A 23894-nucleotide genomic window follows, 5' to 3' on the forward strand; every position below is an offset into this window, starting at 1 on the left:
ATGAAAAAACGCAGCAGGAATAAGTATCTGTGGGAGCTGCTGCTTTTATCGGCAGCGCTGGTTATTTTTGCCGGCGCATTTTTGTTGAGTTCCAGCTATCTGAAAAATACCTCTTTGGATGCCCAATCGAAGCTTTTTGAAAGGGAGATCAGAACACGGGTGCATCAGTTTGAACAGATCCTGGCCAGGCCGGACCTGATGGACCGGCTGACCCAATCGCGGGAATCGCTCCGCGACCTGGCAAATATACCCGACAGCCGTTTTTATTTTTACCTGTATAAAAGCGACCGCGATAAATTTTTCCTTAGATTTTGGAATACCGGGATCGTGGTTCCCTCGGACGAGCTTTTGTACAGCGATCAGGAAGAACAGGGCATTCGGCTGGCCAATGGGTATTATTACGCGCTCCGGAGACCGGTGCCCGGTCACCCGGATTTTACAGCGTTCTGCCTGATCCTGATGAAATCATCCTTTTTTGTGGAAACCGATTACCTGCGGGACTCTTACCCGTTTGATCAGGAGATGGATCGCATCATGGACATCACCACCAGCCCCACAAAGAACGCGATCAGGGGAATGAATGGGGAACCGGTCTTTTATCTCAAAAAGAAACCGGAAGTAAAGTTTGCCCGGAAAATGGATGGAGCTGCAGATGCAACCGTCAGTGCTCAAAAAAAGCGACCGCAGGTCAATTCGGCGCGCGACTCGGAATTTGCCGTGCTATTTAAGATCATCGGTTTTTTCCTGATCTTCCTGTCCGGGTACCTGCTGCTGGCCAAGCGGTTTGCTCCTGCCAATTACAAGCTTCAGATCTGGCTGCTGCTGGCCTGTTTGCTTTCATTTCGTGTAGGAGTGTACTTCATGGGCGACGCCTGGAATTTTTCGGAATTTAGATTGTTTGATCCCGATCTGTACCGGGCAGGTTTCCTGCTTCCCACATTCGGCGACCTGCTGATCAACAGCCTGATTTTTTGCTGGATCTGTGTATTTGTCTGGAACCGACTTTCTGTACGTCCGTTTGTTATAGGGCGGTATTCAAAAAGAACGGTCAGGGTTGCCGGCGTCAGCTGCCTGGTGACCCTGATCGCAGCTACCTTCAGCATTGCAGGGGTGATAAAGGGCATTATAGCAAAATCGAAGATCTCGTTCGATGTTACCAATATCGACAGCCTCAGTGTATATACCATCGTAGGATTCCTGATACTTGCCTGTCTCTGTTTAGGATTTTACTACCTCAGCAGAACGCTTTATAAATACATTCTTGCTGCATTTACAACCAAGATCTGGCAGGTGTATTTCTGGATGGCCGTATTGGGCCTGCTGTTCATCTCCGGATTTGTAGCGGGTAGCGAGGTAAGCTTCTGCCTGCCGGTTCTGGTGTGGCTGCTGGCCTATACCTTTGTTTTTACAAAAGAAGAAACCATCAACCGGTTTATAAAGTTCAGCGTTTCCGGAACCGTGCTCTGGATCTTTATCTTTTCGATCAGCCTCTGTTTACTCATGCTCAACGAGATCACCAAAGCTGAATTGAACCTGCGCACGCTTTATTGTCAGAAGCTGGCCACGCAAACGGACCCGGCGAGCGAACGGCTGATCAGCATTGCCAATAAATACATGGACAGCAATTATTTCAGGAATAATTTTTACCGCTTGTATGATGAGGAGCAGAATACCTACCTGAGAGACAGCATGCGGCAGCGTAATTATATCGGCTATCTGAATAATTATGTTACCAACCTGTATATTTTTGACAGCCTGGACAATCCCTTGTACAACCCCTTTCCGCAAACGGTGGCTTCCTTAAATACTACCATTGCCAACCGGTCGCGGTCAACATCCCTGCCCGATATGTACTTTTATGAATCGGAGGAGTTCGATAATTTTGCATACATCACGCGGCGGATCATTAAAAGTGCCGAAAGCGGCCGGCTTATCGGAACGGTTTATATCGTGTCCAACCCCCGCAGGTTTGCGGTTGCCAATATTAAGCCGGAACTGTTCAAGCAATTCAAGCAGGGAGAGTTCTCAAACTCTGCGGTTTACCAGTTTGCGATCTATCATAACAACCAGCTTACGTCGTCCTCGGCCTCAAAAAAATATCCCTTTACCACCACGCTTACCAGCAGTCAGTTTCCCCAAAAGAAGGTGGAGCTGAGGGAACGTGCGGGCTACAACGAGGTGTGGTACCGTGCCAGCGCTTCCAAAGTGATCATCATGGCGCGTAAAAGCGAGATGTTCCTGGAGGCGACCACGCTGTTTTCCTATATTTTTTGCTCATTCCTGTTCCTGGTAGCGGTGATCAATGTTTTGATGACGGTGCTAGGAGCATTTATGAATAAAAAGCTGCTCCGGAACTCTGTTTTTTTTCCCACGATCCGCAGCCAGATCCATGGTACCTTTATTCTGATCAATATACTGGCATTTGTGGTTGTAGGCGCCGCCACCATCTCGTTTTTTATCAACCGGTTTGAGGACTCTAACAACGACCGGCTGAGCAGGACGATGAACATCATGCTAAATGAGATCAACCTGCATGACAGCCTGCGGCTGCTGTTGCAGGGAGGACGTTTTAATGAGGATCTGTTCCAGGCCAATGCATTTAACGCGGTTGTAAAAAGGGTTTCGGATATTCATGGTCTCGACGTGAATGTATATGATTTTACGGGCGAATTGAGGGCCACCAGCCAGGCGGATGTTTATAGCCGGGGGGTATTGAGCACCCGGATGTCGCCCCGCGCATTTTATAGCTTATTAAGACTCCGGAGAGCCCAGTATATACAAAAAGAGCAGGTCTCCGAGCTTTCTTATAATACCATCTATGCCCCGGTAGGAGCAAATACGGCTGCGCCGTATGCATATCTCAGCATTCCCTATTTTACCTCACAGCAGGAGCTCAACCAGGAAATATCCAACTTCCTCATTACGCTGATCAATCTTTATGCGTTCATCTTTCTGCTGACCGGCCTGCTGGCGCTACTGATCACCAACCGTATCACCGTATCATTTACGGTGATCAGCAATAAAATGAAACAAGTGAGTCTTTCGCACGTCAATGAAGAGATTGTATGGGAACGGAACGATGAGATCGGTCAGCTGGTAAAAGAGTATAACAAAATGGTTTCCCAGCTGCAGGAGAGTGCCGACCGGCTGGCAAGATCGGAACGGGAGGAGGCCTGGCGGGAAATGGCAAGACAGGTGGCGCATGAGATCAAGAACCCCCTGACGCCCATGAAGCTCAGCCTTCAGTATCTTCAGAAAGCAATAGCTGAAAACAGCTCCAATGTGCAGCAGCTGACCTCAAGCGTGGCAAGGACCCTGGTGGAGCAGATCGACTATCTTTCGAAGATCGCGGCAGATTTTTCGCAGTTTGCCAATATCAATCATGTCAAGGAAATGGTTTTTGACCTGCACGAAGTATTGCAGCCGCTGGAGAGCATCTACAGCAAAAATCCTGATGTTGCCTTTCGCTGGCAGATGCTGCCGGAAGAGGTAACGGTCAGGGCCGACAAGACGCAGATGAACCGGCTGTTTACCAACCTCCTGGTAAATGCCATCGATGCCTGCGATAAAAATTTACAGGGCCTCATTACGGTTACAGAAACCCTGCAGAACGGCGCGGTGGTCATCAGCGTGGCGGACAATGGTTCGGGGATCAGTGATGCCATGCGAAGCAAGATCTTTACACCCAATTTTACTACCAAAAGTTCCGGAACCGGCCTGGGTCTGGCCATGTGTAAGGGTATTGTTGAAAAAGCCAACGGGATGATCTGGTTTGAAACCCAGCTTGGCGTGGGAACGACCTTCTTTGTAAAATTACCGGTGGTGCCGGAGCATTAGATGGTTTGCTACCGGGGATAAGTGATGGGATGCCCGATGCACTGATAAGGCTCACAGGCGGCACAGACCTCCACCGATGTCTGTGTGATTTTATGGCATCCGTGGGCAACCATACTATGGATGCTGAAAAAGCTTAAGTATTGCTAATGATTGCAGCCTTCCTTTTGCTGATAAAATCTTCGAATGCAGCCAGTGAAAAACTGCTCAGGTTGCATGATGGCGTAAGTCCGCCTTTTTGGGCAGCGATGACACCATACCGGATATCATCAAATCCTTCAATGGTATGCGCGTCGGGGTTTATGGACAGGAGGGCGCCCTTGTTCATTGCATATTCGATCCAGCTCCAGTCCAGGTCGAGCCGGTGCGGGTTGGCGTTGATCTCGATCACAACATTGTGCGCCACGCAGGCCTCAATGATCTTCTTATGATCGATGGGGTAGCCATTGCGGCTCAGCAGCAGCCGGCCGGTAAGATGCCCCAGGATGGTCGTATAAGGATTTTCTATGGCTTTCATCAGCCGCTCCATGGCCTTTGTTTCGCTCATATACAGGTTGCTGTGCACGGATGCGATCACCAGGTCAAATGTGGCCAGCACTTCATTACTGTAATCCAGGCTGCCGTCTCCGAGGATATCGCACTCAATGCTTTTATAGATCCGGAACGGTGCCAGTTTTTTATTCAGTTCGTCAATGACCTGCTGCTGTTGTATGATCCGTTCTTCGGTAAGCCCGTTGGCGTAGGCTGCAGACCGGGAATGGTCGGAGATGACGAGGTATTCCATTTTTTTATCGATCAGCGCCCGGGCCATATCCTCAATGGTAAAGAGCCCGTCGGACCAGGTGCTGTGGTTATGCACGATCCCCTTTATATCGCTTACCTGGATCAGTGTGGGCATATCGTTCTGCCCGGCGCGGTCGATGATGGAAACGGATTCGCGCAAACAGGCGGGAATATAGGGAAGGTTTGCTTTTTCGAAGATCTCGGATTCACTGCTGAATGTGGTTGATTCAAAATTTCCGTCATAGAACCGTTGCTGAAAGGCCTTTGAAAATTCCGGTGCCGATGAGGTGCTGAACAAAAACTGGGGGATCCCCTCCAAAATGGCATACACCCGCAGGCGAAGCCCGTTGTTCAGTTTGTAAAGCACGCTGTTGGCCGTTTCTTCCAGGAGCTCGGGCGGATAAGCTGTTTGAAATTTTTGCTTGATGAACTCCAGCTTTTCAGCCACAATAAATTCCAGTTCATGCAGTGTGGGCAGCTGCCGGTAATAATTGCCGGTATTCCAGACCTTATCCGTTCCAAAGATCTTTTCGAGATAATTTTGAATAGAAGGAAAGAGCTCATGGATCTGCGCATAAAGGAAGTGTCCCTTGTTCTGGTTATAAAAGTTGATGGACTCCAGGATCTTTACCTGTGTCTTTTCTCCAAAGCCTTTATACCGTGTCAGCCGGTTCTCGATACAGGCATATTCCAGTTCTCCTACCGATGCAATCCCCATTTCTTTCCAGATAACATGGATCTTTTTGGGGCCGACCCCTTTTAATTCCAGCATTTCGAGGATCCCAGCCGGTGTATCGGCCAGAAGATCATCGAGGGCCTTCATTTTTCCCGTGTCGATCAGTTCAATGATCTTGGCGGCCACCGATGCCCCAAGCCCTTTGATGGAGCCGTAGGTATTACGGTCGGTATCGGTCAGCTGCTCCTCCAGCCGTTCAATATGGAAGGCGGCAATGGAATAGGTCTTTGTCTTAAAAGAGTTTTCCCCATGAATGTCCATTAACTTGGAAAGCAATGCGAAGTGATCGGCAATGGTACTGTTGTTCATAAGTGCAAAGTAGGAAAGAGGGGGCAATAAAAAAAGCCTTCCGGGAGGAAGGCTTTTGAATTTCTTTCAGAAAGAGATTCTTATTTTTTCTTTGCTGCTGCTTTTTTAGGAGCTGCTTTCTTTGCTGCTGCTTTTTTAGGAGCCGCTTTTTTTGCTGCTGCCTTTTTAGGAGCCGCTTTTTTAGGAGCTGCTTTTTTTGCTGCTGCCTTTTTAGGAGCCGCTTTTTTAGGAGCTGCTTTTTTTGCTGCTGCTTTCTTAGGAGCTGCTTTCTTTGCTGCTGCTTTTTTAGGAGCTGCTTTTTTTGCTGCTGCTTTCTTAGGAGCTGCTTTTTTTGCTGCTGCTTTTTTAGGAGCTGCTTTTTTTGCTGCTGCTTTCTTAGGAGCTGCTTTTTTTGCTGCTGCTTTTTTAACTGCCATTTTTTTTGAATTTAATGATTAGTAAATAATGGATTATCGGCGGTAAAATTATACAATTATTTAATGCCGCCAAATTTTTTTTCCACAATTTATTCAGTCACAGCAAAAAGCATTAAGCCTGGGCTTCGCTTACAGAAACAAAAGTTCTGTTCTTGCGTCCTTTTCTGAACTCAACAATACCATCAGACAAAGCAAATAATGTAAAGTCTTTTCCAACTCCTACATTTTTACCAGGATGATAAACGGTACCCCGCTGACGAATGATGACATTACCGGCAATAGCAGGCTGGCCACCAAAAATTTTAACGCCAAGGCGCTTGCTTTCTGAATCGCGGCCGTTTTTAACGCTACCTTCTCCTTTCTTATGTGCCATTTTTTATGAGTTTAAAAGTTTAAAGTTAAAATGTTTCTTATCAACTTGTCAACATTTCAACTTGTGAACCTTAATTAAGCGATATTGGTTACTTTAATTTTTGTGTAGGCAGTACGGTGCCCTTTCTTTTTGTGAAAGCCTTTTCTTCTTTTTGTTTTGTAAGCAATAACGGTATCCCCCTTTACGTGGTCTACAATTTCTGCGCTTACTTTTGTGGCAACGTCACCGCCAACAGATAACTTTCCATCGATGTGCGCTAACAAAACCTCAAGGTTTATTGCATCACCGGATTTGCCTTCAATATGTGGCACAAACAGGGTTTGATCTTTTTCAACCTTGAATTGCTGGCCGGCCACCTTAATAATTGCTATCATTGTCTAAAAATTAGGACGGCAAAGGTAAGGAGATTTTTTAATTTTGCAAACAGAACATTTAAATATATATTCCTTTGTATATCCCTTCTGCCTCAACAAGCGTTATATTTGTAGTTCCGGTTTCCCGGAAGCATAGAAAAAACTCATTAATGCAATGAAATTCAAATCATTCCTGGCCAAGCCCTTTGCATCAATTGTATCCAAAAATATAAAAAAAGGAATGCAAACGGCAGTTGAGGATCAGGAAAATACACTGAAATACCTGATTAAGACGGCGCGGATCACCCAGTTTGGAAAGGAGCATTATTTTTCGGAAGTTAATGATTATAAGCAATTTATACAATCGGTTCCGGTCAGGAACTATGAGCAGCTGAAAAATTACATAGAAGAAATAAAGGCAGGCAAACACAATGTTTTGTGGAAGGGGCAACCCCTTTATTTTGCCAAAACCTCGGGAACGGTCAGCGGTACCAAATACATCCCCATCTCCAAAGAATCGATCAGTAACCACATTAACGGAGCCCGGAATGCCCTGTTATGCTATATGGCGGAGACCGGTAATACGGCCTTTGCAGATGGCAAACTGATCTTTTTAAGCGGTTCGCCGGTTCTTGAGCGGGTGGGAGGCATTCCTACCGGCCGTCTCAGCGGGATCGTGAACCACCATGTGCCCCGTTATTTGCGCAAAAACCAGCTTCCGGAATACGAAACCAATTGTATTGAAGACTGGGAAACCAAATTGGGGAAAATTGTTGAGGAAACCATCCAGCAGAATATGACGCTCATCAGCGGAATTCCACCCTGGATGCAGATGTATTTTGATGAACTGATCCGGCGGTCGGGTAAGCCCGTAGGGGAGCTGTTCCCGAATTTTTCGGTGATGGTCTACGGAGGCGTTAATTTTGAGCCCTACCAGGCAAAGCTGTTTCAAAGCATCGGGCGAAAGGTAGATGGCATTGAGACCTTCCCGGCATCAGAGGGCTTTTTTGCCTTCCAGGATACTCAAACCGAACCGGGGCTGCTGCTCAATACCGATAGCGGGATCTTTTTTGAGTTCATCCCGGCGGAGGAGATCGGCAAAGAAAATCCGAAGCGGCTGTCGCTTGGAGAAGTGACCACCGGGGTGAATTATGCACTGATCATCAACAATAATGCCGGCCTGTGGGGATATGACATCGGGGATATGGTGAAGTTTGTGTCGGTGGACCCTTATCGCCTGGTGGTGACCGGCCGCACCAAGCACTTTATCTCGGCCTTTGGAGAGCATGTGATCGGGGAAGAGGTGGAATACAGCCTGTTAAAGGCGGCAAAGGAAGACAATGTAAACATCACAGAATTTACCGTGGCCCCTTATGTAAGCACCGATGCCGGACAATCGTACCATCAGTGGTTTGTTGAATTTGAGCATGAGCCGGAGGATATGCACCGCTTTTCGGAAAAGGTAGATCAGTACCTCCGGGAGAAGAACGCCTATTATGACGACCTGGTTTCGGGGAATATCCTGCAGCAGCTGATCATTACCCCCGTCCGGAAAAATGGCTTTATCGACTATATGCGTTCGATCGGGAAGCTGGGCGGGCAAAATAAAGTACCCCGTCTGAGCAACGACCGGAAAATCGCAGAAGGCCTTACACAATGGGTGAAGAATTAAGCATTTTTTTATTCCTGAAACAGCCCCTATCTTAGCCCCTTTTTAGACAGGAACACTACAAAGTAATGGGAGATGAACGTATGATAAAACGAATCGCCATTTTTGGCTCAACCGGCTCTATCGGAAAGCAGGCGCTCGAAGTGATTGAAAAGAACCCGGATCTGTTTTCTGTTGAGGTATTAACGGCGTTTTCGAATGACCAGTTGCTGATTGAACAGGCATTGACGTTCAATCCGAATATAGTTGTGATCGGTGATGAGCGCAAATATGGCCTTGTAAAAGACGCGCTGGCTAAAACGGATATAAAGGTATTTGCAGGGGAAGATGCGCTCGAAGAGGTGGCAGGCATGGATGTGTATGACCTGATGCTGGCAGCCATTGTGGGTTTTGCCGGGTTTAAACCTACCATCAAAGCCATCGAAAACAGCAAGGCGATCGCCCTGGCCAATAAAGAGACACTGGTGGTAGCGGGTGATATTGTAATGAATATGGCGGTGGAGAACCGGGTGCCCATTATACCGGTAGACTCTGAGCATTCAGCGATCTTTCAGTGCCTGATCGGGGAAACCCGTAATAAAATTGAAAAAGTGTACCTCACGGCATCCGGGGGGCCATTCATAGGGCGTAAACCAAATTACCTGGTAAATGTTAAGCGGGAGCACGCCCTGCAGCATCCCAACTGGGAGATGGGAGCCAAAATTTCAATAGACTCCGCCACGCTCATGAACAAAGGCCTTGAAATGATCGAGGCAAAATGGCTGTTCAATTTAAAGCCGGACCAGATCGATGTGCTGATCCATCCGCAGAGTGCCATCCACAGCATGGTACAGTTTGAAGACGGCAGCATTAAAGCCCAGCTCGGGTTGCCGGATATGCGGTTGCCCATTCAGTATGCGCTGGGATTTCCGTCCCGCATCCTGAATGACCATCCACGGTTTGATTTTAAACGGATGAATACGTTCTCCTTTGAAGAACCGGACCTGAAAACATTCCGTAACCTGGCACTTGCCATGGAAGCACTGGAAGCGGGAGGAAATCTTCCCTGTGTCATGAATGCCGCAAATGAAATTGCCGTATATGCATTCCTGAAAAACAGGATCGGTTTCCTGGAGATGACGGATGTCATCGAAAAAGTGATGAGCCAGGTAGCCTATGTGCAGAAACCGGCATTGTCTGACTATTTTGAAAGCGATGCGGAAGCACGCACGCTGGCCGCTGATATCATCCGGTTATAGGCCGCTGCGGATTGTCCGAGGAATATCTGGAATTTAGGATTTAGAATTTTGGACTTAGAATTTAGAACTTTATCCTCCTATCTTTGTCATCTTGATAAAATATATATCTTATTAATACATGGTTTTATTAGCATTTAACTGGTCAGCCTTTGGTGCGAACGTAGGTCAGTTTATTTTATCTTTCTCCATCCTGATTGCTTTGCACGAGTTCGGGCATTTTATTACTGCCAAATGGTTTGGATGCCGCGTTGAAAAATTTTATCTCTTCTTCAATCCCTGGTTCTCGCTCTGGAAAAAGAAAATAGGAGAAACCGAATACGGGGTCGGCTGGGTACCGTTGGGGGGGTATGTAAAAATCAGCGGGATGATCGATGAGAGCATGGATAAAGAGGCCATGAAGCAGCCCGCCCAGCCCTGGGAGTTCCGTTCAAAGCCAGCCTGGCAGCGTCTGATCATCATGCTGGCAGGGGTGATCATCAACTTTGTACTGGCGCTCATCATCTTTGCCATGATCCTTTTTGTATGGGGAGAAGAGAAGCTGCCGGTGGCCAATATGAAATATGGTATTGCCGCCGATTCCATGGCGTTGAAGGTTGGCCTGCGGGATGGAGATCTGATCACCAAAGTGAACAACCAGGAACTGACCGATTTTTACGATCTTCCAAAGCGGCTGCTGTTAAATGAAAAGAATGCATTAAGCGTAAAACGGGATGGCAGGGATACCGTTATCAATTTTCCTCCGGGGTTTTTAAAAGAGCTCAGCCGGAACCAGCTGAAGAACTTTGTTTCTGTTCGGTTCCCGAATGTGGTAGACAGTGTAGACGGGTCCGTTGCTAAATTTACTTCCGGCCGGTTACTCAAAGGCGACCGTATCATCGGTATTAACGGTACGCCGGCATTGTACTATAGTGACTTTGCAAAACAGGTAAGAAACTACAAAAATCAGGCTGTTACCCTTACCGTGCTTCGCAATCATACAGACACAGTACAGGTGGGAGCCAAACTTAATGATGCCGGGAAAGTGGGATATAGCATCCAATCGGCCTTAAAGTTTATCACATTTGAAAAGAAAGAATACGGCTTCCTGGAGTCCATCCCCGCGGGTGTGAAATACGGTGTCAACCGGCTGCTGGAATATATTGACGGCATCAAGCTGCTGTTCACTTCCAAGGAGCATGCAGTAAGCGATAACCTGGGCAGTGTCATCAGCATTGGTAAAACATTTGGCGGATCCTGGGACTGGGAGCGGTTCTGGACCATGACCGGGCTGTTTTCCATTATCCTCGCCTTTATGAATGTGCTGCCCATACCGGCCCTGGATGGCGGTCATGCGTTGTTTACGCTTTACGAGATGATCACCGGGCGGAAGCCAGGCGATAAGTTTATGGAGTATGCGCAGATGGCAGGTATGGTGCTCTTGCTCGGGTTGATGGCTTATGCGCTGGGGCTGGATATTTTCCGGCTGTTTAAATAGGGGCCGGTTCCGCTTTTGAGGGATCACCGTATTGGTGCAGGTCGTACCGGGCTCCGTGCCCTCCCGACCTCCCGATCCGGCACTACAAGTCTCCGATTTAATCCGTATCTTTGTATGCTGATTTTTATTTCCGGGAAACCGGAAGCAGGTAACCAGGCCTGGCAGCTGAGGGCTGAAGCCAGATAGCTTAAAACTATAAGGGGGCGCTTGGTTTTGACAGCGTAGATCTTTGAGGGTAGAAGCATGCCGGGCGTTGTGTAATTAGCCCGTTAATCTGAATACTCAAATTTTAAATGGCAATACTCAGTATGCCATGGCTGCCTAATCAGTGATTAAGTAGTCATTAGGGCCGCGTTGAGCCGGTTGTTCTGTTACCACGCTCCGCCGCCGACTCATCAAACAAAAACAGGATGCTGTTGCCTCAGGCTGTGCCGGCAGCAAAAGACTCATTCAGCTAAGCGTTTCATTGGTTTGTCCTTTTCCGGTGCTGCGCCGACAAATAATACAGGGAATAAGCATGTAGAAGACTTTTGGAGGATATGTTTGGACAGGGGTTCGACTCCCCTCGCCTCCACGAACAGGTTCCGGTTGCTGAAATTCAGTTGCCTGAACCTGTTTTTTATGCGCATGCAGCTCCACTTCCCAGGTGGCTCTGTTGCCCAAAAACCACAAGAGAATGTTACGCAACAGCGTTGAAATCTTTCTTCCCCTTAACTAAAAATTGATGCCGGTTTTTGAAGGATGGATTTGCCGGTAAAGATATCTTGTCTATCTTTCCCCCATGAAACGGATTCTTTATATCGGCTTGCTCTGCTTTTTTGCAAAACTGACTTTAGCCCAATCTTCTTTTCAATTTGCCCAGATCTCCGACCTGCACATTGGTTCCCATAATGCTGATGAGGATCTGCGGAGGACCATACGGGATATCAACGCCAATCCGGATATCCGGTTTGTGATCGCTTCCGGGGATATTACCGAGTTTGGGTCCGATGCGGAGATAAAGCTGGCAAAGCAGCTCCTCGATTCGCTGAACAAACCCTGGTACATCATACCCGGCAACCATGATGACAACTGGTCAGAAAGCGGTACCAATACCTTTAACCGCATATTTGGCAATGAAGTATTTGCCTTTAATTACGGCGGCATCCATTTCCTGGGCGCCAATTGCGGACCCAATATGAAGATGAGCCCGGGCCAGGTGCCTTATGGAAATATCGTATGGCTGGATTCCGTGCTGGCCACCATCCCCGAAAGGGAGCCGATCGTATTTGTAGATCATTACCCGCTGGATTCGGGATTGAATAACTGGTATGAGATCGCCGACCGGCTAAAGAAACACAATATCCAATTGTATATGTGCGGCCACGGGCATCAGAACCGGCAGTATGATTTTGAAGGCATTCCCGGTGTAATGGGGCGCTCCAATCTGAGAGCGAAGGACAGCATCGGTGGATATAATGTGATCACCATCGACAATGGACGTGCTGTTTACCGGGAACGCAAACCTGGTGTGCAAACAAAAAAAGAGTGGGTAACCGTGGTATTAAAAGATCATCACCTGGATGCAGATACCCGGAGCTGGCCCCGCCCTTCTTATACCATCAACCAAAGCTATCCGCAGGTAAAAGAGATCTGGCGCTACCAGGACTCCTCGGATATTGGTAATGGCTTTGTGTTGTATCGGAACCGGATCATCACGCCCGATAGCCGCGGCAGGGTGCTTGCCCTTGATCCCGATGCAAACCGGGTGGTATGGCAGTTTGAGACGGGCGGCAAGATCTATGCGGCGCCCGCCATCGAAAAGGACCGGGTGGTGATCCCTTCAACAGACGGCACCATCTATTGCCTGGATGCCGGCAGCGGGGCCCTGCTCTGGTCAACACCTACTGCAAAATCGATCGTGGCCACGCCCGTTATCAGGAACGGGACGGTCTTTGTAGGATCTTCAGAAGGAAAATTCAGGGCGCTCCGGTTGGCGGATGGAAAAATAATATGGGAATATGACAGCGTAAGGAATTTCGTAAAAGCAATGCCCCTTTATACAGAAGGCAAACTGGTCTTTGGCAGCTGGGGCAATGAATTGTATGCGCTCAACAGTAAGACCGGAAAAGCGGATTGGGTCTTTCACAATGGCTATGGCAACCGGATGCTTTCACCCGCATCCTGTCTGCCGGTCACTGCTTTTGGCCGTATTTTTATGGTGGCACCGGATCAGTATATGACCGCGCTGGATGCCGCTACCGGCAGGCTGATCTGGAAACACCGCTGGAATGATCACCGGGTACGGGAATCGATGGGCCTGTCTGCAGATAAAAAGGTTGTTTTTGCCAAGACCATGCAGGGGCACCTGGTGGGTGTGGATACGAAGGCAGACAGTGCTGTTATTGTATGGAAAACGGATAATGTGTTCAACTATGAATTGAACCCTTCAAAGATCACCGAGCGGAAGGGCCGGGTATATGCGTTCAGTGATAAAGGTGTGATCGCCGCCTTTGACCGGAAGACCGGCGCAACGGTATGGGTGCATAAAGTGGCCAATTGCCTGGTGCACGACCTGCAGTTCATCAGCGACCGGAAAATAGCCGTAACCACAATGGACGGGAAAGTGGTTGTGCTGCAAATCAGCAAAAAATAATGCGGCCGGACTATCATATCATTCATTCAGACGATGGTTCGGATAGTGTGGGGATCAGCGGCACAGATATCTCTTTTCATTCTACCCGGGGCGCGTTTACAGAGTCCATGCAGGTCTTCATTGAAAACGGGCTGAAATATTATCTGGAGGGGCACCGGCCCGCAGGGCTCAGTATTCTTGAAGTGGGCTTTGGTACGGGGTTGAATGCGCTGCTGACTGCATTGACACTGAAGGGGCGGAATGTGGATATGCATTATACCGGTGTTGACCGCTATCCGCTTGCGGCGGCTGTTTATGGCCGGCTCAACTATGGTACGCTTACCCATGCCCCGGGCTTATATGAGCAATTGATGACGGCCCCCTGGAATGCGGAAGTGCGGATCGGGGAAGGGCTGCTGCTGCAAAAGATCCGGGCAGACCTGCGGGAGTATCAGCCCGGCCGCGAATACGATATCTGCTTTTTTGATGCGTTTGCACCCGGTGATCAACCCGAGCTCTGGACGATCGGTGTATTTAAAAAAATAAGGGAGCATATGAAAGAGGGCGGCGTATTGGTGACCTATTGCTCCAAATCGGTGGTACGCAAAACCCTGAAGGAGGCAGGCTTTGTGGTACAAAAACTCAAGGGACCTCCGGGAAAACGGGAAGTAGTACGTGCCATAGCGGCATCAATGCCCTTGAGCGGCTGAAGGGTGGCCCCGCATTTTGCGGATCATTTTTTTAATGATCCAGATAAAGAACAGGACAAATAAGACCGCCATGATCACGGGTATCAGGAAGCTCAGGACCGATCCTCCGATGGCGGCGGCATTTTCTCCGGTAGCCACTACATTGTTCCCGGTTCCAAGTGTTGTTTTACTGCTGAGCAGCCGCAGCAGCCCGGTTCCGGAGGCGATCAGCCCCGCGCCTCCGCCTCCGGCAACAATACCAATGATCCATCGCATCCAATCGTTATCAATAGGGATCACCGAAGTGGCCAGTAAGGTACCCGCAACAGCAGCCAGCGGTGCTGCGATCGTGTCGAGGATGTTGTCAATAAAAGGAATGTAATAGCCCGCGATCTCAAAAACGGTGGCAATACCCAGGGCGATCAGTGCCGGCATAGAGGAAAGCCATACAAAGCTTTCAGAAAAATGGAACAGCTCAAACCGGCCCGCAAGGCCCGCAACGAGCATGGGGACAAAGACCCTGAAACCGCAACATGCGGCCAGTGCGATACCAAGAGCGGCAGCCGAAAAGGTTTGTACATCCCAATTCATACAGTAATTTACAAAATTCGGGGCATATGCTGTTTTTTTTAACAGTGTGGGAGATGCGCCAGCGCAGATCCGCAAAAATGATAAGCCGGGTGCCAGTGTTCCCTTTGTGATCAGGACAAAGCCGTGGTGAAGAGCCCGGATCGTTTGTATGTACCCGGGAAATCGGCAGGAAAACCTGCGCACCGATGAAAAGCGGGATACACCTGGCGAATACAGTGATATTTGAATTTTGTACATTTGTAATATGGAATTCCTGGAAACCATTGTACAGTATTATAAGTCCACCGGCCGGTCGGTACCGGAGGAACTGCTGAGGTCGGATGGGAGGTCGCAGCATTTTAATGTGCTGAAGCGACAGAACAGTCTGCGCTCCTTGCCCTTTCACCGCAGGGATTATTATAAGATCTGCCTTTCAACAGGCGGGGCGGTGTTCCGTGCGGATGCGGGAGAAGTGACCATTGATCAGCCGGTGATCTGCTTTACGGATCCGGATATTAAAATGGGGTTTGATACCTATCGCGAAGCCCAGGGAGGCTATCTCAGCATTTTTAATGAGCAGTATCTTACTTCAGATCTGAAACGGGAATTCAAAAAGGTACAGACAATGCTCAGCGACCGGTTGTTCCCGTTCCTGTTATTATCGGGTGATGAATACCATACGCTTTTCGGTTATTTTCAATTGATGGAAAGGGAGTACTGCAGCACGTTGCCGTATAAAAAGGAGCTGATGCTGAGTTTTTTGCGATTGATCTTCAACACCGTGATCCGGTTTCAGAAAGCGCGTACCCTGAGCGACGACAAATCGGAACGGCCGGACCGCCTGGTATCCGGTTTTCTTCAGCTGCTGAACGGGCAGTTCCCTGTTGACGCTCCGGATACCCTGCTCCGCCTCAGAAATCCCGGTGATTTTGCAGCGCTGCTACACGTGCATGTGAATCATCTGAACCATACAGTGCGGAAGCTGACCGGTAAATCTACCAGCCATATCATCCGGGAACGCATCCTCGAAGAAGCCATGGATCTCCTGAAGAATTCCGACTGGAATATTTCAGCAATCGGAAATAGCCTGGGTTTTGAATACGTTCAGCATTTTTCGCAGTTCTTCCGGAAGCATACCGGCGAAAGCCCGGGCCGGTACCGGAGCGCTTTTTTTGTTCATGTTTGATTTTTGTATAAAATTGTTTGAATCGGGTACCCGTAAAAGGGCGCTGGTCCGGTAGCTTTGCCGCTTCGATTAAAAGCATCAGCTATGCAGCAGACCAATAGGCAAACAGGCATATCCACCGTTCTGGCGTTTTTATTGATCCCCATATCGGGGCTCGCGCTGGATATTTATATTCCCTCTTTTCCCCAGATGGTGGAAGGATTACAGACCACGGCAGCAAACGTCCGCTTAACAATGACGGTGTACCTGGTCAGCTATGGCATTTCCCAGCTTTTTGTGGGAGGCCTTGTGGACAGCTTTGGAAGATACCGGCCCGGGATGACGGCGCTGGCACTTTTTGTGCTGACCAGTTTTTTGATCACGCAGCTGGACCGTATGGACTGGCTGCTTGTGCTGCGGGCCATCCAGGGTTTTTTGATTGCAGTGATCATGGTGGCCAAGCGCTCTTTTTTTATCGATGTATTTGAGGGGGAAAAACAAAAGCACTATACCAGCCTGCTTTCAATTGTTTGGTCCGCAGCGCCCATACTGGCACCCTTTTTAGGCGGCTACCTGGAGCATTTTTTCGGATGGAGGGCCAATTTTTATTTCCTGGCAATTTACGGGCTGGTGTTGCTGATACTGGAGGCATGCTTCAGCGGTGAAACCTTGAAGGAACGGCGCCCGTTCCGCCTGGCGATGCTCGTAGGCAGCTACCGGCAAATGCTGGCCGCCCGGGACTTTAGCTACGGTATTCTTGTACTGGGGCTGAGTTATTCCATGGTCATTGTATTCAATATGGCGGCGCCGTTCATTATTGAGAATGTTTTCCATTATACGGCGGTACAAACCGGCTACGGCGCGCTGGTATCCGGCCTGGCGCTGCTCGCAGGAGGATTGTTCAGCAAATGGCTGTTGCGGAAACCGCTGTTCCGGAAACTGAGGAACGGGCTGCTGGTGCAACTGGGGATGGCCATTGCTATGTACTGCATCGCGCTCCGTTTTCATCATGTTATTTTTATGATGGTATTTGTGGCGCTGTTGCATTTTCAGATAGGGTATCTTTACAATTGTTATTTTACTTATTGCCTGACGCGGTTTCCGGCGATGGCGGGTATGTCCGGAGGGGTCACCAGCGGCGGCAGCTATATCGTTACATCATTTGCCAGCTATGCCCTGGCAGGTGTTTTGAATATTTACGATGTAAGCGGTTTATCAGTCAGCTATATGGTGTTTTCCCTTTTGATCGGGGTATTGCTGTTGTTGCTGTATCCCGTTATGGGAAGCCGGGCTACGGGGGCTTTAACGGTCTGAAGTGTAGCGGTCTGAAAGTTCCATCATTTCCTTCCATGTGTAACGGAAAACGCCGGGTTGGCCGGTATGCACGGCTTCGATCATGGCATTGGCAACATCGCCGGCATCGATCGCCCTGTATTTTGACCAGGAGCCGGAAAGCAGCGCAGATGCCGGCTTCATGATTCGCTGGCTGATGGCTTCCATGCGCCGTTTTTCTTTTCGGTCGCCCAGTAGCAGGCTGGGCTGCATGATGTGCAGGCTGGGCATGCCGGTAGCGATCAGGTCTTCTTCGGTCCTTCCTTTCAGTTGTAAATAAAAGTTGCTGCTGTTGCTGCCGGCACCAATGGCGGAAACCAGTACCATTTCCCTGCAACCCATTTCCAACGCCATCCGGCATACCCGCAGCGGGATATCATGATCGATCTGCCAGTAACGCTTTTTATCGCCGCCTACTTTTTTCAGGGTGGTGCCGATGGCGCAGAATACAACATCTACATCAATAAGCGCCAGCAGTATGGATTCTGCATCGCTGAAGTCGACCAGCTTTTCCTCCTGTTTGGGAAGCCGGGATGTTGCGGGCCAACGCACCAGTGTCTTTATGATGCCGTACTCAGGGTCTTCTGATAAATATTGAAGCAATCGCGATCCAATGAGCCCGCCGGAACCGACGATTGCCGCGGTTTTTTTTCCCATAGAAAGAATAATGTTACTTTGCAATACTTTAAAGCTATGGAAATTCTGGATAATATTTCTTTAAAACCATACAACAGTTTTGGCATCCGGGCAAGCGCCCGGTATTTTACCCGGGTGGCCTCGGTGCCGGAGCTGCAGGAGGCATTGGCATGGGCCAAACGGGAAGAGACTCCCTCACTGATCATAGGTGGGGGCAGCAATATTTTGTTGCGGGAGAATTATGATGGGTTGGTGATCAAAAATGAATTGCTGGGATACGAGGTGCTGGAAACCGGTGAAGATTTTGTAAACGTAAAAGTAAGTGCAGGGGAGGTGTGGCACCAGTTTGTATTGCATTGCCTGGAGCACCAGTATGCCGGTATAGAAAATTTGGCGCTGATCCCGGGTTGTGTGGGGGCGTCTCCCATGCAGAATATCGGGGCCTATGGGGTGGAGGTCCGGGATGTGTTCCATGGGCTTACCGCGGTGCACCGGTATGAGGGATATACCAGAACGTTTACCAATGAGGAATGTGCATTCGGTTACCGCGAAAGTGTATTTAAAAATGTGTACCGGGATCAGTTTGTGATCACCGATGTAACCTACCGCCTTCGTACCAATCCGGTCTTCCATATAGAATATGGTGCTATCAGACAGGAGCTGGAACGGCTCCGTATTTCGGAGCTTTCTATCCGGGCCATAGCCCGGGCGGTTATCAACATCCGGTCCTCCAAACTCCCGGATCCGGCCGTGATCGGGAATGCCGGCAGTTTTTTTAAGAACCCCGTTGTGGACAAAGAAAAATATATGTTGCTGAAAGCGGCGTTCCCGGACCTGGTAGCTTACGAAAATGAGGATGGATCCATGAAGCTGGCAGCCGGCTGGCTGATTGAGCATGCCGGTTTAAAAGGTTATCGCAACGGCGATGCGGGGGTGCATGAAAAGCAGGCCCTGGTGCTTGTTAATTATAAAGATGCCACGGGTCCGGAGATCCTGGAGATCTGCAAGCTGGTGATCGATACCGTTTTTAAAAAGTATGGAGTGGAGCTGTATCCGGAAGTGAATATTGTCTAAAGGCAATGTTCCAGGTTTGAAGTTTATCCCTGTTATCAGTATATATTCGATCCGTGCGGGTATCATTGCTTGCAGAACAGGGCCGGTTTCTGGTTTAGTGCGGTTAAAAGTTGTTTATGGAGGTTGATGTGCCTGGGTTTAATATGCATTTCCACATTTTCACATTATTCCAATGTTGGGTGTCCGGTATATCGTAACAATTTGTTCATATTATACGGGATGATTACCTTTGCGCAAATTTTTTAAAATGAAAAAATCCTTATTGCTAACGATGATCTGCCTGGTAACGGGGGCGACCCTTTTTGCGCAGCGCGGGTTCTACGGAAGAGATGTCCGTCTCGGGTTTAAGATTGATCCGGTTTTTGTAAACACACTGCGTCCCCTGGAAAACGGTATTGAAAAAGACGGTTCCGGCTTTGGTGTGAACTATGGTTTGATGGCGGATATCCAGTTTTCAGACAGCCGCGGGGCTTTTGCAACCGGCCTGGAAGTACAGCATGCATCTTCTTCGCTGCTGTATAAGGATGCGGGCAAAGGGCTTTACAGGGATGAAGCCGTAGGAGCAGAGCAGAGCTACAAACTTAAACTGCAGTACCTGCAAATTCCATTGAGTGTAAAGCTGAAATCGAATGAGAACAACGGGTTCCGCTGGTGGGGCCAGTTTGGTACCTATATGGGTGCATTGATCGGCTCGCGTCTGGACTACTCTTATGGAAATACTTCGGAAGAAAACATCAATGCCATGAACAAGACCAACAAACTGAATATGGGATTGCTGGTAGGCGCGGGTGGAGAATACCGGCTTGCACAAAAAACAGACCTGTACTTCGGGGTGGGCTTCGAAAATGGCTTCACCGATATAACGAAAAATAAAGACTGGAAAGATGATAAAGTGGCGTTGAACCGCTGGGCGCTTCGCCTGGGTGTGTTCTTCTAAAAACAGAATTTGTAGGGAAAAAGGTCGTAACCCCGGTTACGACCTTTTTTATGCATGGTGATCGGTGTTTTAAAAAAAGGTCAAAAAGGATCGCTCCTTGAAAAAACAGGGGTATCAACACTGCCGGATTTTGATTCATCCGGGGCAGCCAGCCTGCTGTCACGCGTATTCTTTTGCACAGCAATAGCCGCAAACAGGCTCAGGGTAAACGACATGGCATAGAAGCCCTTTTCGCTCTTTGTAAGCGTTGCGTTCCACAGCCCTACCGTCAGCAAAATGATCGACAGGATGGTGGTGAACCAGGCGATGCCATAGTAGAGGTTGGTGACGGGAATGCCCTCCAGCTGATCGCGCACCGCCTTTTGTACCGACATGACGGAGAAAAGACCAAACATCAGTACCGTAAAATAATATCCCTTCTCGTTTAATTCCATTTCAGCATTCCACAAGCCGATGACATAGGCAGTGATCCCGGTGAATAAGGCAAACCAGGAAGCGGCAATAAAAGCGTTGGATGGTTGTTGCATTTGTCTCATAACTTTTTATTTTATGAATACAAATCTATGGTTGCCCCGGATGTCTTTTTTTGACAATTGTCAAGAAGCCGCACTGGTATTGTTAAAATGGCTACGGATCCTGCTTAATGTTTCCGGGCTGATGCCGAGGTAGGAAGAGATCTGGCCAAGCGGTACCCGCTCAAGGATGTGTGGGGCCTCCCGGATCAGGTGCGCATAGCGTTCGGTAGCGGTCCGCAACTGGGCATTCACGTAACGCTCTTCCAGGCGGATATAGTATTTTTCATAGATGATCCGCACCAGGCGCTCGATCTCGTGATGGGTGTTGAACAAACGGGTGAGCTGCTCTTTGGTAATGCCCCATAAAATGCTCCCCTCCAGCAACTGGATGTTTTCCACACTGGGCTGCTGCGTTATAAAACTGTAGAAGGAAGTAATGAAATTCTCCTCAAAGCCGAACCAGTTGGTGATCTCCTTCCCGTCCACGTGAATGTATCCCCGGAGTGCACCCTGCTGCAGGAAGTAAAGGTGCTTGCATACCTTGCCTTCTGTAACCAGGTATTTGTTTTTGGCCAGGACCTGTTCTTCAAAATTTTCGGCAAGCGCTTCCCGGGCAGCCGGGCTTAGGGGGTAATATTGTTCGATATGATCAAAGAGAAGTTTCATGCGCTGCTGGGCTATAAATATAAGAAAGAACCGGCAGGCCATTGGTTTTCGGCCTTCAGTTTTTATAGCTATCAGCAATGTCTTACAGCCCGGACACAAGACACGGATAGCTCAAATCTCAATTCTCATCTCTGACGGCTGATCCCTGCCGCTGCAGCAACATTAATGATGGGTTATGGATGAACCCACGCTTTATTCCATTGCTCCACTTCCTCCTTTGAGGCCGGTTCAATCTTAGCCACTTCTACAGGGCTTTTATTTTCTTTAAAGACCCAGGCACGCACCGGGGTGTTGGTTTGCTCTGCTTGTTTTAACAGCACATAATACCCGCCGCTGCCTTTCAGTCTTAGATCAAGGTAATACAGGGAAGCGGAAGGATATAGCGCCATTGATACCGAATCGTTCTTCAGATGCAATGCGCCCGGCATCAGGAGCCCCTGGTATTGGGTAGGCACATTGTTTTTGGTAAGTGTTTCTCTTGAGGGATGGCTCTTTTTGTTGCAGGCCATCAGGGTGCAGCAAAAAGCAATGACAAGGACCGGCAGGTATGCTTTTTTCATAATTTATAGATGCGTGCTTTTAGTAGTATAACGCGGTGCAGGATCCGGGCGCAACAGTTCAGCAAAGATATTCCAGGTCGATTTGCTGAAACGCAGTATGAATAAACGGGCGCCTTTGCGCAGGTTGGCACCGGCCCGGATCGCCCGGCGGCCATCTGCAACGGTTTGAACCCGGAAGCAGCGCTGAACTATGTGCTGCTGTTCTCAAACGTATGGAAGAGATTGCCTACATTTGGATCCAAATTGAATAAGGATATGTCCGAGATCCGTTCGGTAAAAGTTACCCGGTATATAACCCCGTTAAGAGAGGGTGGGTCGCTGCCTGCGATAGCGGAGGCAGATGATGGCTTTTTATATGTGTTAAAGTTCAGAGGGGCCGGGCAGGGTATAAAGGCGCTGGTGGCCGAGTTCATCGGCGGGGAGGTGGCGCGTGCGCTGCAGCTGAAAGTGCCGGAGCTGGTATTTGCATATCTGGATGAAGCCTTTGGGCGTACGGAGGGGGATGAAGAGATCCAGGATCTGCTGAAAGCCAGCCAGGGATGGAACCTGGGTTTACATTACCTGAGTGGTTCGGTTACGTTTGATCCGGCGGTTACAGAAGCAGACCCGCTGCTGGCGTCTAAAATTGTATGGCTGGACGCCTTCCTCACCAATATGGACCGTACGGTACGGAATACGAACATGCTGCTATGGCACCGGGAGCTCTGGCTGATCGATCATGGCGCCTGCCTCTATTTTCATCACAACTGGGAAAGCTGGCCGGCACAGATGAAGAGCACCTTCCCATTGATAAAAGATCATGTCTTATTAAAAAGTGCTTCCATGCTGGAAGAGGCGGATGCATTTTGTAAAAATATACTGACCGATCAGCTGCTGCATGAGATGGTGAACCGGGTACCCATGGAATGGCTGATGTATGAAGAAACGCTGGGCGATCCGGAAGCGGCGCGCGAAGTGTACCGGCAGTTCCTCTCCTGGCGTTTAAAAAATTCTTCCACCTTCTTAAAAACGGCACTGGATGCAAGAGCTGCTGGTATATGAGTATGCGGTGATCCGCGTGGTGCCCCGCGTGGAACGCGAAGAATTCATCAACGTGGGGGTGATCGTTTTTTGTAAAAAAACGCGCTTTCTGGAAACGGCGGTTTCCCTGGATCTGAAAAAACTGAAGTGCCTGAATCCCGAAGCGGATGCGGAAGGCATCAGGGACAACCTGCGGGCATTTTGCGAGATCGCTGCCGGCGAGCGTCGTTCAAGATCGGGGATCGCCCTCCTGGATGCAGCTTCGCGTTTCCGTTGGCTGACGGCCACCCGGAGCACGCTCATTCAATGTTCAAAAGTACACCCCGGTATGGCAGAAACAACAAATGAGCTGGCGAAGCAATTGCTCGAAAAGTTTGTTTTATGATCTGCTGTGCCCTCGCTTCCTCCGGGGAGAATGCATGGATTTTTAGCCCTGGGAGCGCAGATTTATTGCGACCCTGCGGGTGGTATTTTTGAAAAATTGAAAGGATGTTTATGAAAATGGTACAACTACGGGCCGGGAGCTTTCCGGCGAAGATGGGGCTTTGCCTGCTTTTTCTTGCGGCCGTGTTTTATGCATTCAGGAACGCCACCTACAAGATTGCCATCTGTCATATTCCGCCCGCCAACGGCTGGCATGGCAACCTGGAGATCACAAAAAAATGGGTGCCCATCCTCAATGAGGCCATCCAGGTAATGCTGAGCGCACACGAGCACCGGCACAGGATCCAGCAGGCTTCGGAAGCCATCCGGTTTCCGGTAATTGTGAACTCCAATAATAACATTATCAGGGCGGGTGTTACTGATACGGAGGCTCGTTTCCGCATTTTTGACCTGGGGGGCAAATTGGTGGATGAGTTGCGTATTGTGCCGTCAAAATAGGCGTTCAGGCGTTCGTAATGATATCGTTACCGGAATAAAAAAGCGGAGC

At 49.0% G+C, this 23894-nt stretch carries 22 protein-coding genes and 1 other RNA gene; 14 read left to right on the plus strand and 9 right to left on the minus strand.

The features are described from left to right. Entirely contained in the window at nt 1–3837 is a 3837-nt protein-coding gene (locus B160_RS0122445; protein ID WP_018630194.1) for a sensor histidine kinase, read from the plus strand. A gap of 133 nt (nt 3838–3970) precedes the next feature. Here the strand turns inward: B160_RS0122445 and B160_RS0122450 are convergent, their stop codons facing one another. From B160_RS0122450 to rplU, 4 genes are all read right to left on the minus strand, one after another. Further along, the gene (locus tag B160_RS0122450; protein WP_040680289.1) at nt 3971–5662 is read right to left on the minus strand and encodes a helix-hairpin-helix domain-containing protein; all 1692 of its coding nucleotides are present in this window, start codon (nt 5660–5662) and stop codon (nt 3971–3973) included. A gap of 80 nt (nt 5663–5742) precedes the next feature. Beyond that, nucleotides 5743–6078: a hypothetical protein gene (locus tag B160_RS29920; RefSeq protein ID WP_018630197.1), complete on the minus strand. Its 336-nt coding sequence runs from the start codon at nt 6076–6078 to the stop codon at nt 5743–5745. A gap of 112 nt (nt 6079–6190) precedes the next feature. Continuing rightward, the gene (rpmA, locus tag B160_RS0122460; protein ID WP_018630198.1) at nt 6191–6451 is read right to left on the minus strand and encodes a 50S ribosomal protein L27; all 261 of its coding nucleotides are present in this window, start codon (nt 6449–6451) and stop codon (nt 6191–6193) included. A gap of 74 nt (nt 6452–6525) precedes the next feature. Continuing rightward, entirely contained in the window at nt 6526–6825 is a 300-nt protein-coding gene (rplU, locus tag B160_RS0122465) for a 50S ribosomal protein L21 (RefSeq protein WP_018630199.1), read from the minus strand. 154 nt (nt 6826–6979) lie between these two features. On the opposite strand from rplU, the gene B160_RS0122470 reads away from it, so the two are divergent. From B160_RS0122470 to mnmC2, 6 genes are all read left to right on the plus strand, one after another. Then, nucleotides 6980–8476 carry a GH3 family acyl-acid amido synthetase gene (locus tag B160_RS0122470; protein ID WP_018630200.1) on the plus strand — a complete coding sequence of 499 codons (1497 nt, stop codon included), beginning with the start codon at nt 6980–6982 and terminating at the stop codon, nt 8474–8476. 80 nt (nt 8477–8556) lie between these two features. Continuing rightward, the gene (locus B160_RS0122475; protein WP_281163382.1) at nt 8557–9711 is read left to right on the plus strand and encodes a 1-deoxy-D-xylulose-5-phosphate reductoisomerase; all 1155 of its coding nucleotides are present in this window, start codon (nt 8557–8559) and stop codon (nt 9709–9711) included. Nucleotides 9712–9829: 118 nt separating this feature from the next. Further along, nucleotides 9830–11185, plus strand: a complete 1356-nt coding sequence (gene rseP / locus B160_RS0122480) for an RIP metalloprotease RseP (RefSeq protein WP_018630202.1) — start codon at nt 9830–9832, stop codon at nt 11183–11185. Between the two features lie 199 nt (nt 11186–11384). Then, nucleotides 11385–11762, plus strand: a transfer-messenger RNA (tmRNA) gene (gene ssrA, locus B160_RS31225). Between the two features lie 204 nt (nt 11763–11966). Then, nucleotides 11967–13820 (plus strand): outer membrane protein assembly factor BamB family protein, encoded by a 1854-nt coding sequence (locus B160_RS0122485; protein ID WP_018630203.1) that lies wholly within the window; start codon nt 11967–11969, stop codon nt 13818–13820. Then, nucleotides 13820–14509: a tRNA (5-methylaminomethyl-2-thiouridine)(34)-methyltransferase MnmC2 gene (mnmC2, locus tag B160_RS0122490; RefSeq protein WP_018630204.1), complete on the plus strand. Its 690-nt coding sequence runs from the start codon at nt 13820–13822 to the stop codon at nt 14507–14509. Before B160_RS0122485 ends, mnmC2 begins: the two co-directional genes overlap by 1 nt. On the opposite strand, the gene B160_RS0122495 is transcribed toward mnmC2, so the two are convergent. Further along, on the minus strand, nt 14489–15079 hold the full coding sequence (locus B160_RS0122495) for a DUF4126 domain-containing protein (RefSeq protein ID WP_026309951.1): 591 nt from the start codon (nt 15077–15079) through the stop codon (nt 14489–14491). The two genes, mnmC2 and B160_RS0122495, sit on opposite strands and share 21 nt — an antisense overlap. Nucleotides 15080–15323: 244 nt before the next feature. On the opposite strand from B160_RS0122495, the gene B160_RS0122500 reads away from it, so the two are divergent. Together B160_RS0122500 and B160_RS0122505 are read left to right on the plus strand one after the other, a co-directional pair. After that, nucleotides 15324–16244, plus strand: a complete 921-nt coding sequence (locus B160_RS0122500; protein ID WP_018630206.1) for a helix-turn-helix domain-containing protein — start codon at nt 15324–15326, stop codon at nt 16242–16244. Nucleotides 16245–16328: 84 nt separating this feature from the next. After that, nucleotides 16329–17537 (plus strand): MFS transporter, encoded by a 1209-nt coding sequence (locus tag B160_RS0122505; RefSeq protein WP_018630207.1) that lies wholly within the window; start codon nt 16329–16331, stop codon nt 17535–17537. Here the strand turns inward: B160_RS0122505 and B160_RS0122510 are convergent. Then, nucleotides 17526–18212: an NAD(P)H-binding protein gene (locus tag B160_RS0122510; protein ID WP_018630208.1), complete on the minus strand. Its 687-nt coding sequence runs from the start codon at nt 18210–18212 to the stop codon at nt 17526–17528. The genes B160_RS0122505 and B160_RS0122510 overlap by 12 nt on opposite strands. A gap of 36 nt (nt 18213–18248) precedes the next feature. Between B160_RS0122510 and murB the strand changes: the two genes are divergently transcribed. Both murB and B160_RS0122520 read left to right on the plus strand, forming a co-directional pair. Further along, nucleotides 18249–19265 carry a UDP-N-acetylmuramate dehydrogenase gene (murB, locus tag B160_RS0122515; protein ID WP_018630209.1) on the plus strand — a complete coding sequence of 339 codons (1017 nt, stop codon included), beginning with the start codon at nt 18249–18251 and terminating at the stop codon, nt 19263–19265. Between the two features lie 247 nt (nt 19266–19512). Beyond that, entirely contained in the window at nt 19513–20202 is a 690-nt protein-coding gene (locus tag B160_RS0122520) for a porin family protein (RefSeq protein WP_018630210.1), read from the plus strand. A gap of 80 nt (nt 20203–20282) precedes the next feature. Here B160_RS0122520 and yiaA read toward each other — a convergent pair whose 3' ends face one another. The 3 genes from yiaA to B160_RS0122535 form a co-directional block, all read right to left on the minus strand. Then, complete coding sequence (gene yiaA / locus B160_RS0122525) at nt 20283–20738, minus strand: inner membrane protein YiaA (RefSeq protein WP_245562266.1); 456 nt, start codon at nt 20736–20738, stop codon at nt 20283–20285. 60 nt (nt 20739–20798) lie between these two features. Further along, entirely contained in the window at nt 20799–21383 is a 585-nt protein-coding gene (locus B160_RS0122530; protein ID WP_026309952.1) for a Crp/Fnr family transcriptional regulator, read from the minus strand. 173 nt (nt 21384–21556) lie between these two features. Further along, entirely contained in the window at nt 21557–21943 is a 387-nt protein-coding gene (locus B160_RS0122535; protein WP_018630213.1) for a hypothetical protein, read from the minus strand. A 165-nt stretch (nt 21944–22108) separates the two neighbouring features. Between B160_RS0122535 and B160_RS0122540 the strand changes: the two genes are divergently transcribed. From B160_RS0122540 to B160_RS0122550, 3 genes are all read left to right on the plus strand, one after another. Continuing rightward, nucleotides 22109–22984 (plus strand): HipA family kinase, encoded by an 876-nt coding sequence (locus tag B160_RS0122540; protein ID WP_018630214.1) that lies wholly within the window; start codon nt 22109–22111, stop codon nt 22982–22984. Beyond that, nucleotides 22962–23348, plus strand: coding sequence for a DUF3037 domain-containing protein (locus B160_RS0122545; RefSeq protein ID WP_018630215.1), 387 nt, complete (start codon nt 22962–22964; stop codon nt 23346–23348). Before B160_RS0122540 ends, B160_RS0122545 begins: the two co-directional genes overlap by 23 nt. A 110-nt stretch (nt 23349–23458) precedes the next feature. Beyond that, nucleotides 23459–23845 carry a hypothetical protein gene (locus B160_RS0122550; protein WP_211218100.1) on the plus strand — a complete coding sequence of 129 codons (387 nt, stop codon included), beginning with the start codon at nt 23459–23461 and terminating at the stop codon, nt 23843–23845. Nucleotides 23846–23894: the final 49 nt, after the last annotated feature.

This window comes from Niabella aurantiaca DSM 17617, assembly GCF_000374125.1.
GTDB classification, from domain to species: Bacteria; Bacteroidota; Bacteroidia; order Chitinophagales; family Chitinophagaceae; genus Niabella; species Niabella aurantiaca.

Excerpts from the sequence above, each read along its gene's own strand:
- B160_RS0122445 (WP_018630194.1), top strand. The coding sequence starts at position 1 with ATGAAAAAACGCAGCAGGAATAAGTATCTGTGGGAGCTGCTGCTTTTA.
- B160_RS0122450 (WP_040680289.1), bottom strand. The coding sequence starts at position 5,662 with ATGAACAACAGTACCATTGCCGATCACTTCGCATTGCTTTCCAAGTTA.
- B160_RS29920 (WP_018630197.1), bottom strand. The coding sequence starts at position 6,078 with ATGGCAGTTAAAAAAGCAGCAGCAAAAAAAGCAGCTCCTAAGAAAGCA.
- rpmA (WP_018630198.1), bottom strand. The coding sequence starts at position 6,451 with ATGGCACATAAGAAAGGAGAAGGTAGCGTTAAAAACGGCCGCGATTCA.
- rplU (WP_018630199.1), bottom strand. The coding sequence starts at position 6,825 with ATGATAGCAATTATTAAGGTGGCCGGCCAGCAATTCAAGGTTGAAAAA.
- B160_RS0122470 (WP_018630200.1), top strand. The coding sequence starts at position 6,980 with ATGAAATTCAAATCATTCCTGGCCAAGCCCTTTGCATCAATTGTATCC.
- B160_RS0122475 (WP_281163382.1), top strand. The coding sequence starts at position 8,557 with ATGATAAAACGAATCGCCATTTTTGGCTCAACCGGCTCTATCGGAAAG.
- rseP (WP_018630202.1), top strand. The coding sequence starts at position 9,830 with ATGGTTTTATTAGCATTTAACTGGTCAGCCTTTGGTGCGAACGTAGGT.
- B160_RS0122485 (WP_018630203.1), top strand. The coding sequence starts at position 11,967 with ATGAAACGGATTCTTTATATCGGCTTGCTCTGCTTTTTTGCAAAACTG.
- mnmC2 (WP_018630204.1), top strand. The coding sequence starts at position 13,820 with ATGCGGCCGGACTATCATATCATTCATTCAGACGATGGTTCGGATAGT.
- B160_RS0122495 (WP_026309951.1), bottom strand. The coding sequence starts at position 15,079 with ATGAATTGGGATGTACAAACCTTTTCGGCTGCCGCTCTTGGTATCGCA.
- B160_RS0122500 (WP_018630206.1), top strand. The coding sequence starts at position 15,324 with ATGGAATTCCTGGAAACCATTGTACAGTATTATAAGTCCACCGGCCGG.
- B160_RS0122505 (WP_018630207.1), top strand. The coding sequence starts at position 16,329 with ATGCAGCAGACCAATAGGCAAACAGGCATATCCACCGTTCTGGCGTTT.
- B160_RS0122510 (WP_018630208.1), bottom strand. The coding sequence starts at position 18,212 with ATGGGAAAAAAAACCGCGGCAATCGTCGGTTCCGGCGGGCTCATTGGA.
- murB (WP_018630209.1), top strand. The coding sequence starts at position 18,249 with ATGGAAATTCTGGATAATATTTCTTTAAAACCATACAACAGTTTTGGC.
- B160_RS0122520 (WP_018630210.1), top strand. The coding sequence starts at position 19,513 with ATGAAAAAATCCTTATTGCTAACGATGATCTGCCTGGTAACGGGGGCG.
- yiaA (WP_245562266.1), bottom strand. The coding sequence starts at position 20,738 with ATGAGACAAATGCAACAACCATCCAACGCTTTTATTGCCGCTTCCTGG.
- B160_RS0122530 (WP_026309952.1), bottom strand. The coding sequence starts at position 21,383 with ATGAAACTTCTCTTTGATCATATCGAACAATATTACCCCCTAAGCCCG.
- B160_RS0122535 (WP_018630213.1), bottom strand. The coding sequence starts at position 21,943 with ATGAAAAAAGCATACCTGCCGGTCCTTGTCATTGCTTTTTGCTGCACC.
- B160_RS0122545 (WP_018630215.1), top strand. The coding sequence starts at position 22,962 with ATGCAAGAGCTGCTGGTATATGAGTATGCGGTGATCCGCGTGGTGCCC.
- B160_RS0122550 (WP_211218100.1), top strand. The coding sequence starts at position 23,459 with ATGAAAATGGTACAACTACGGGCCGGGAGCTTTCCGGCGAAGATGGGG.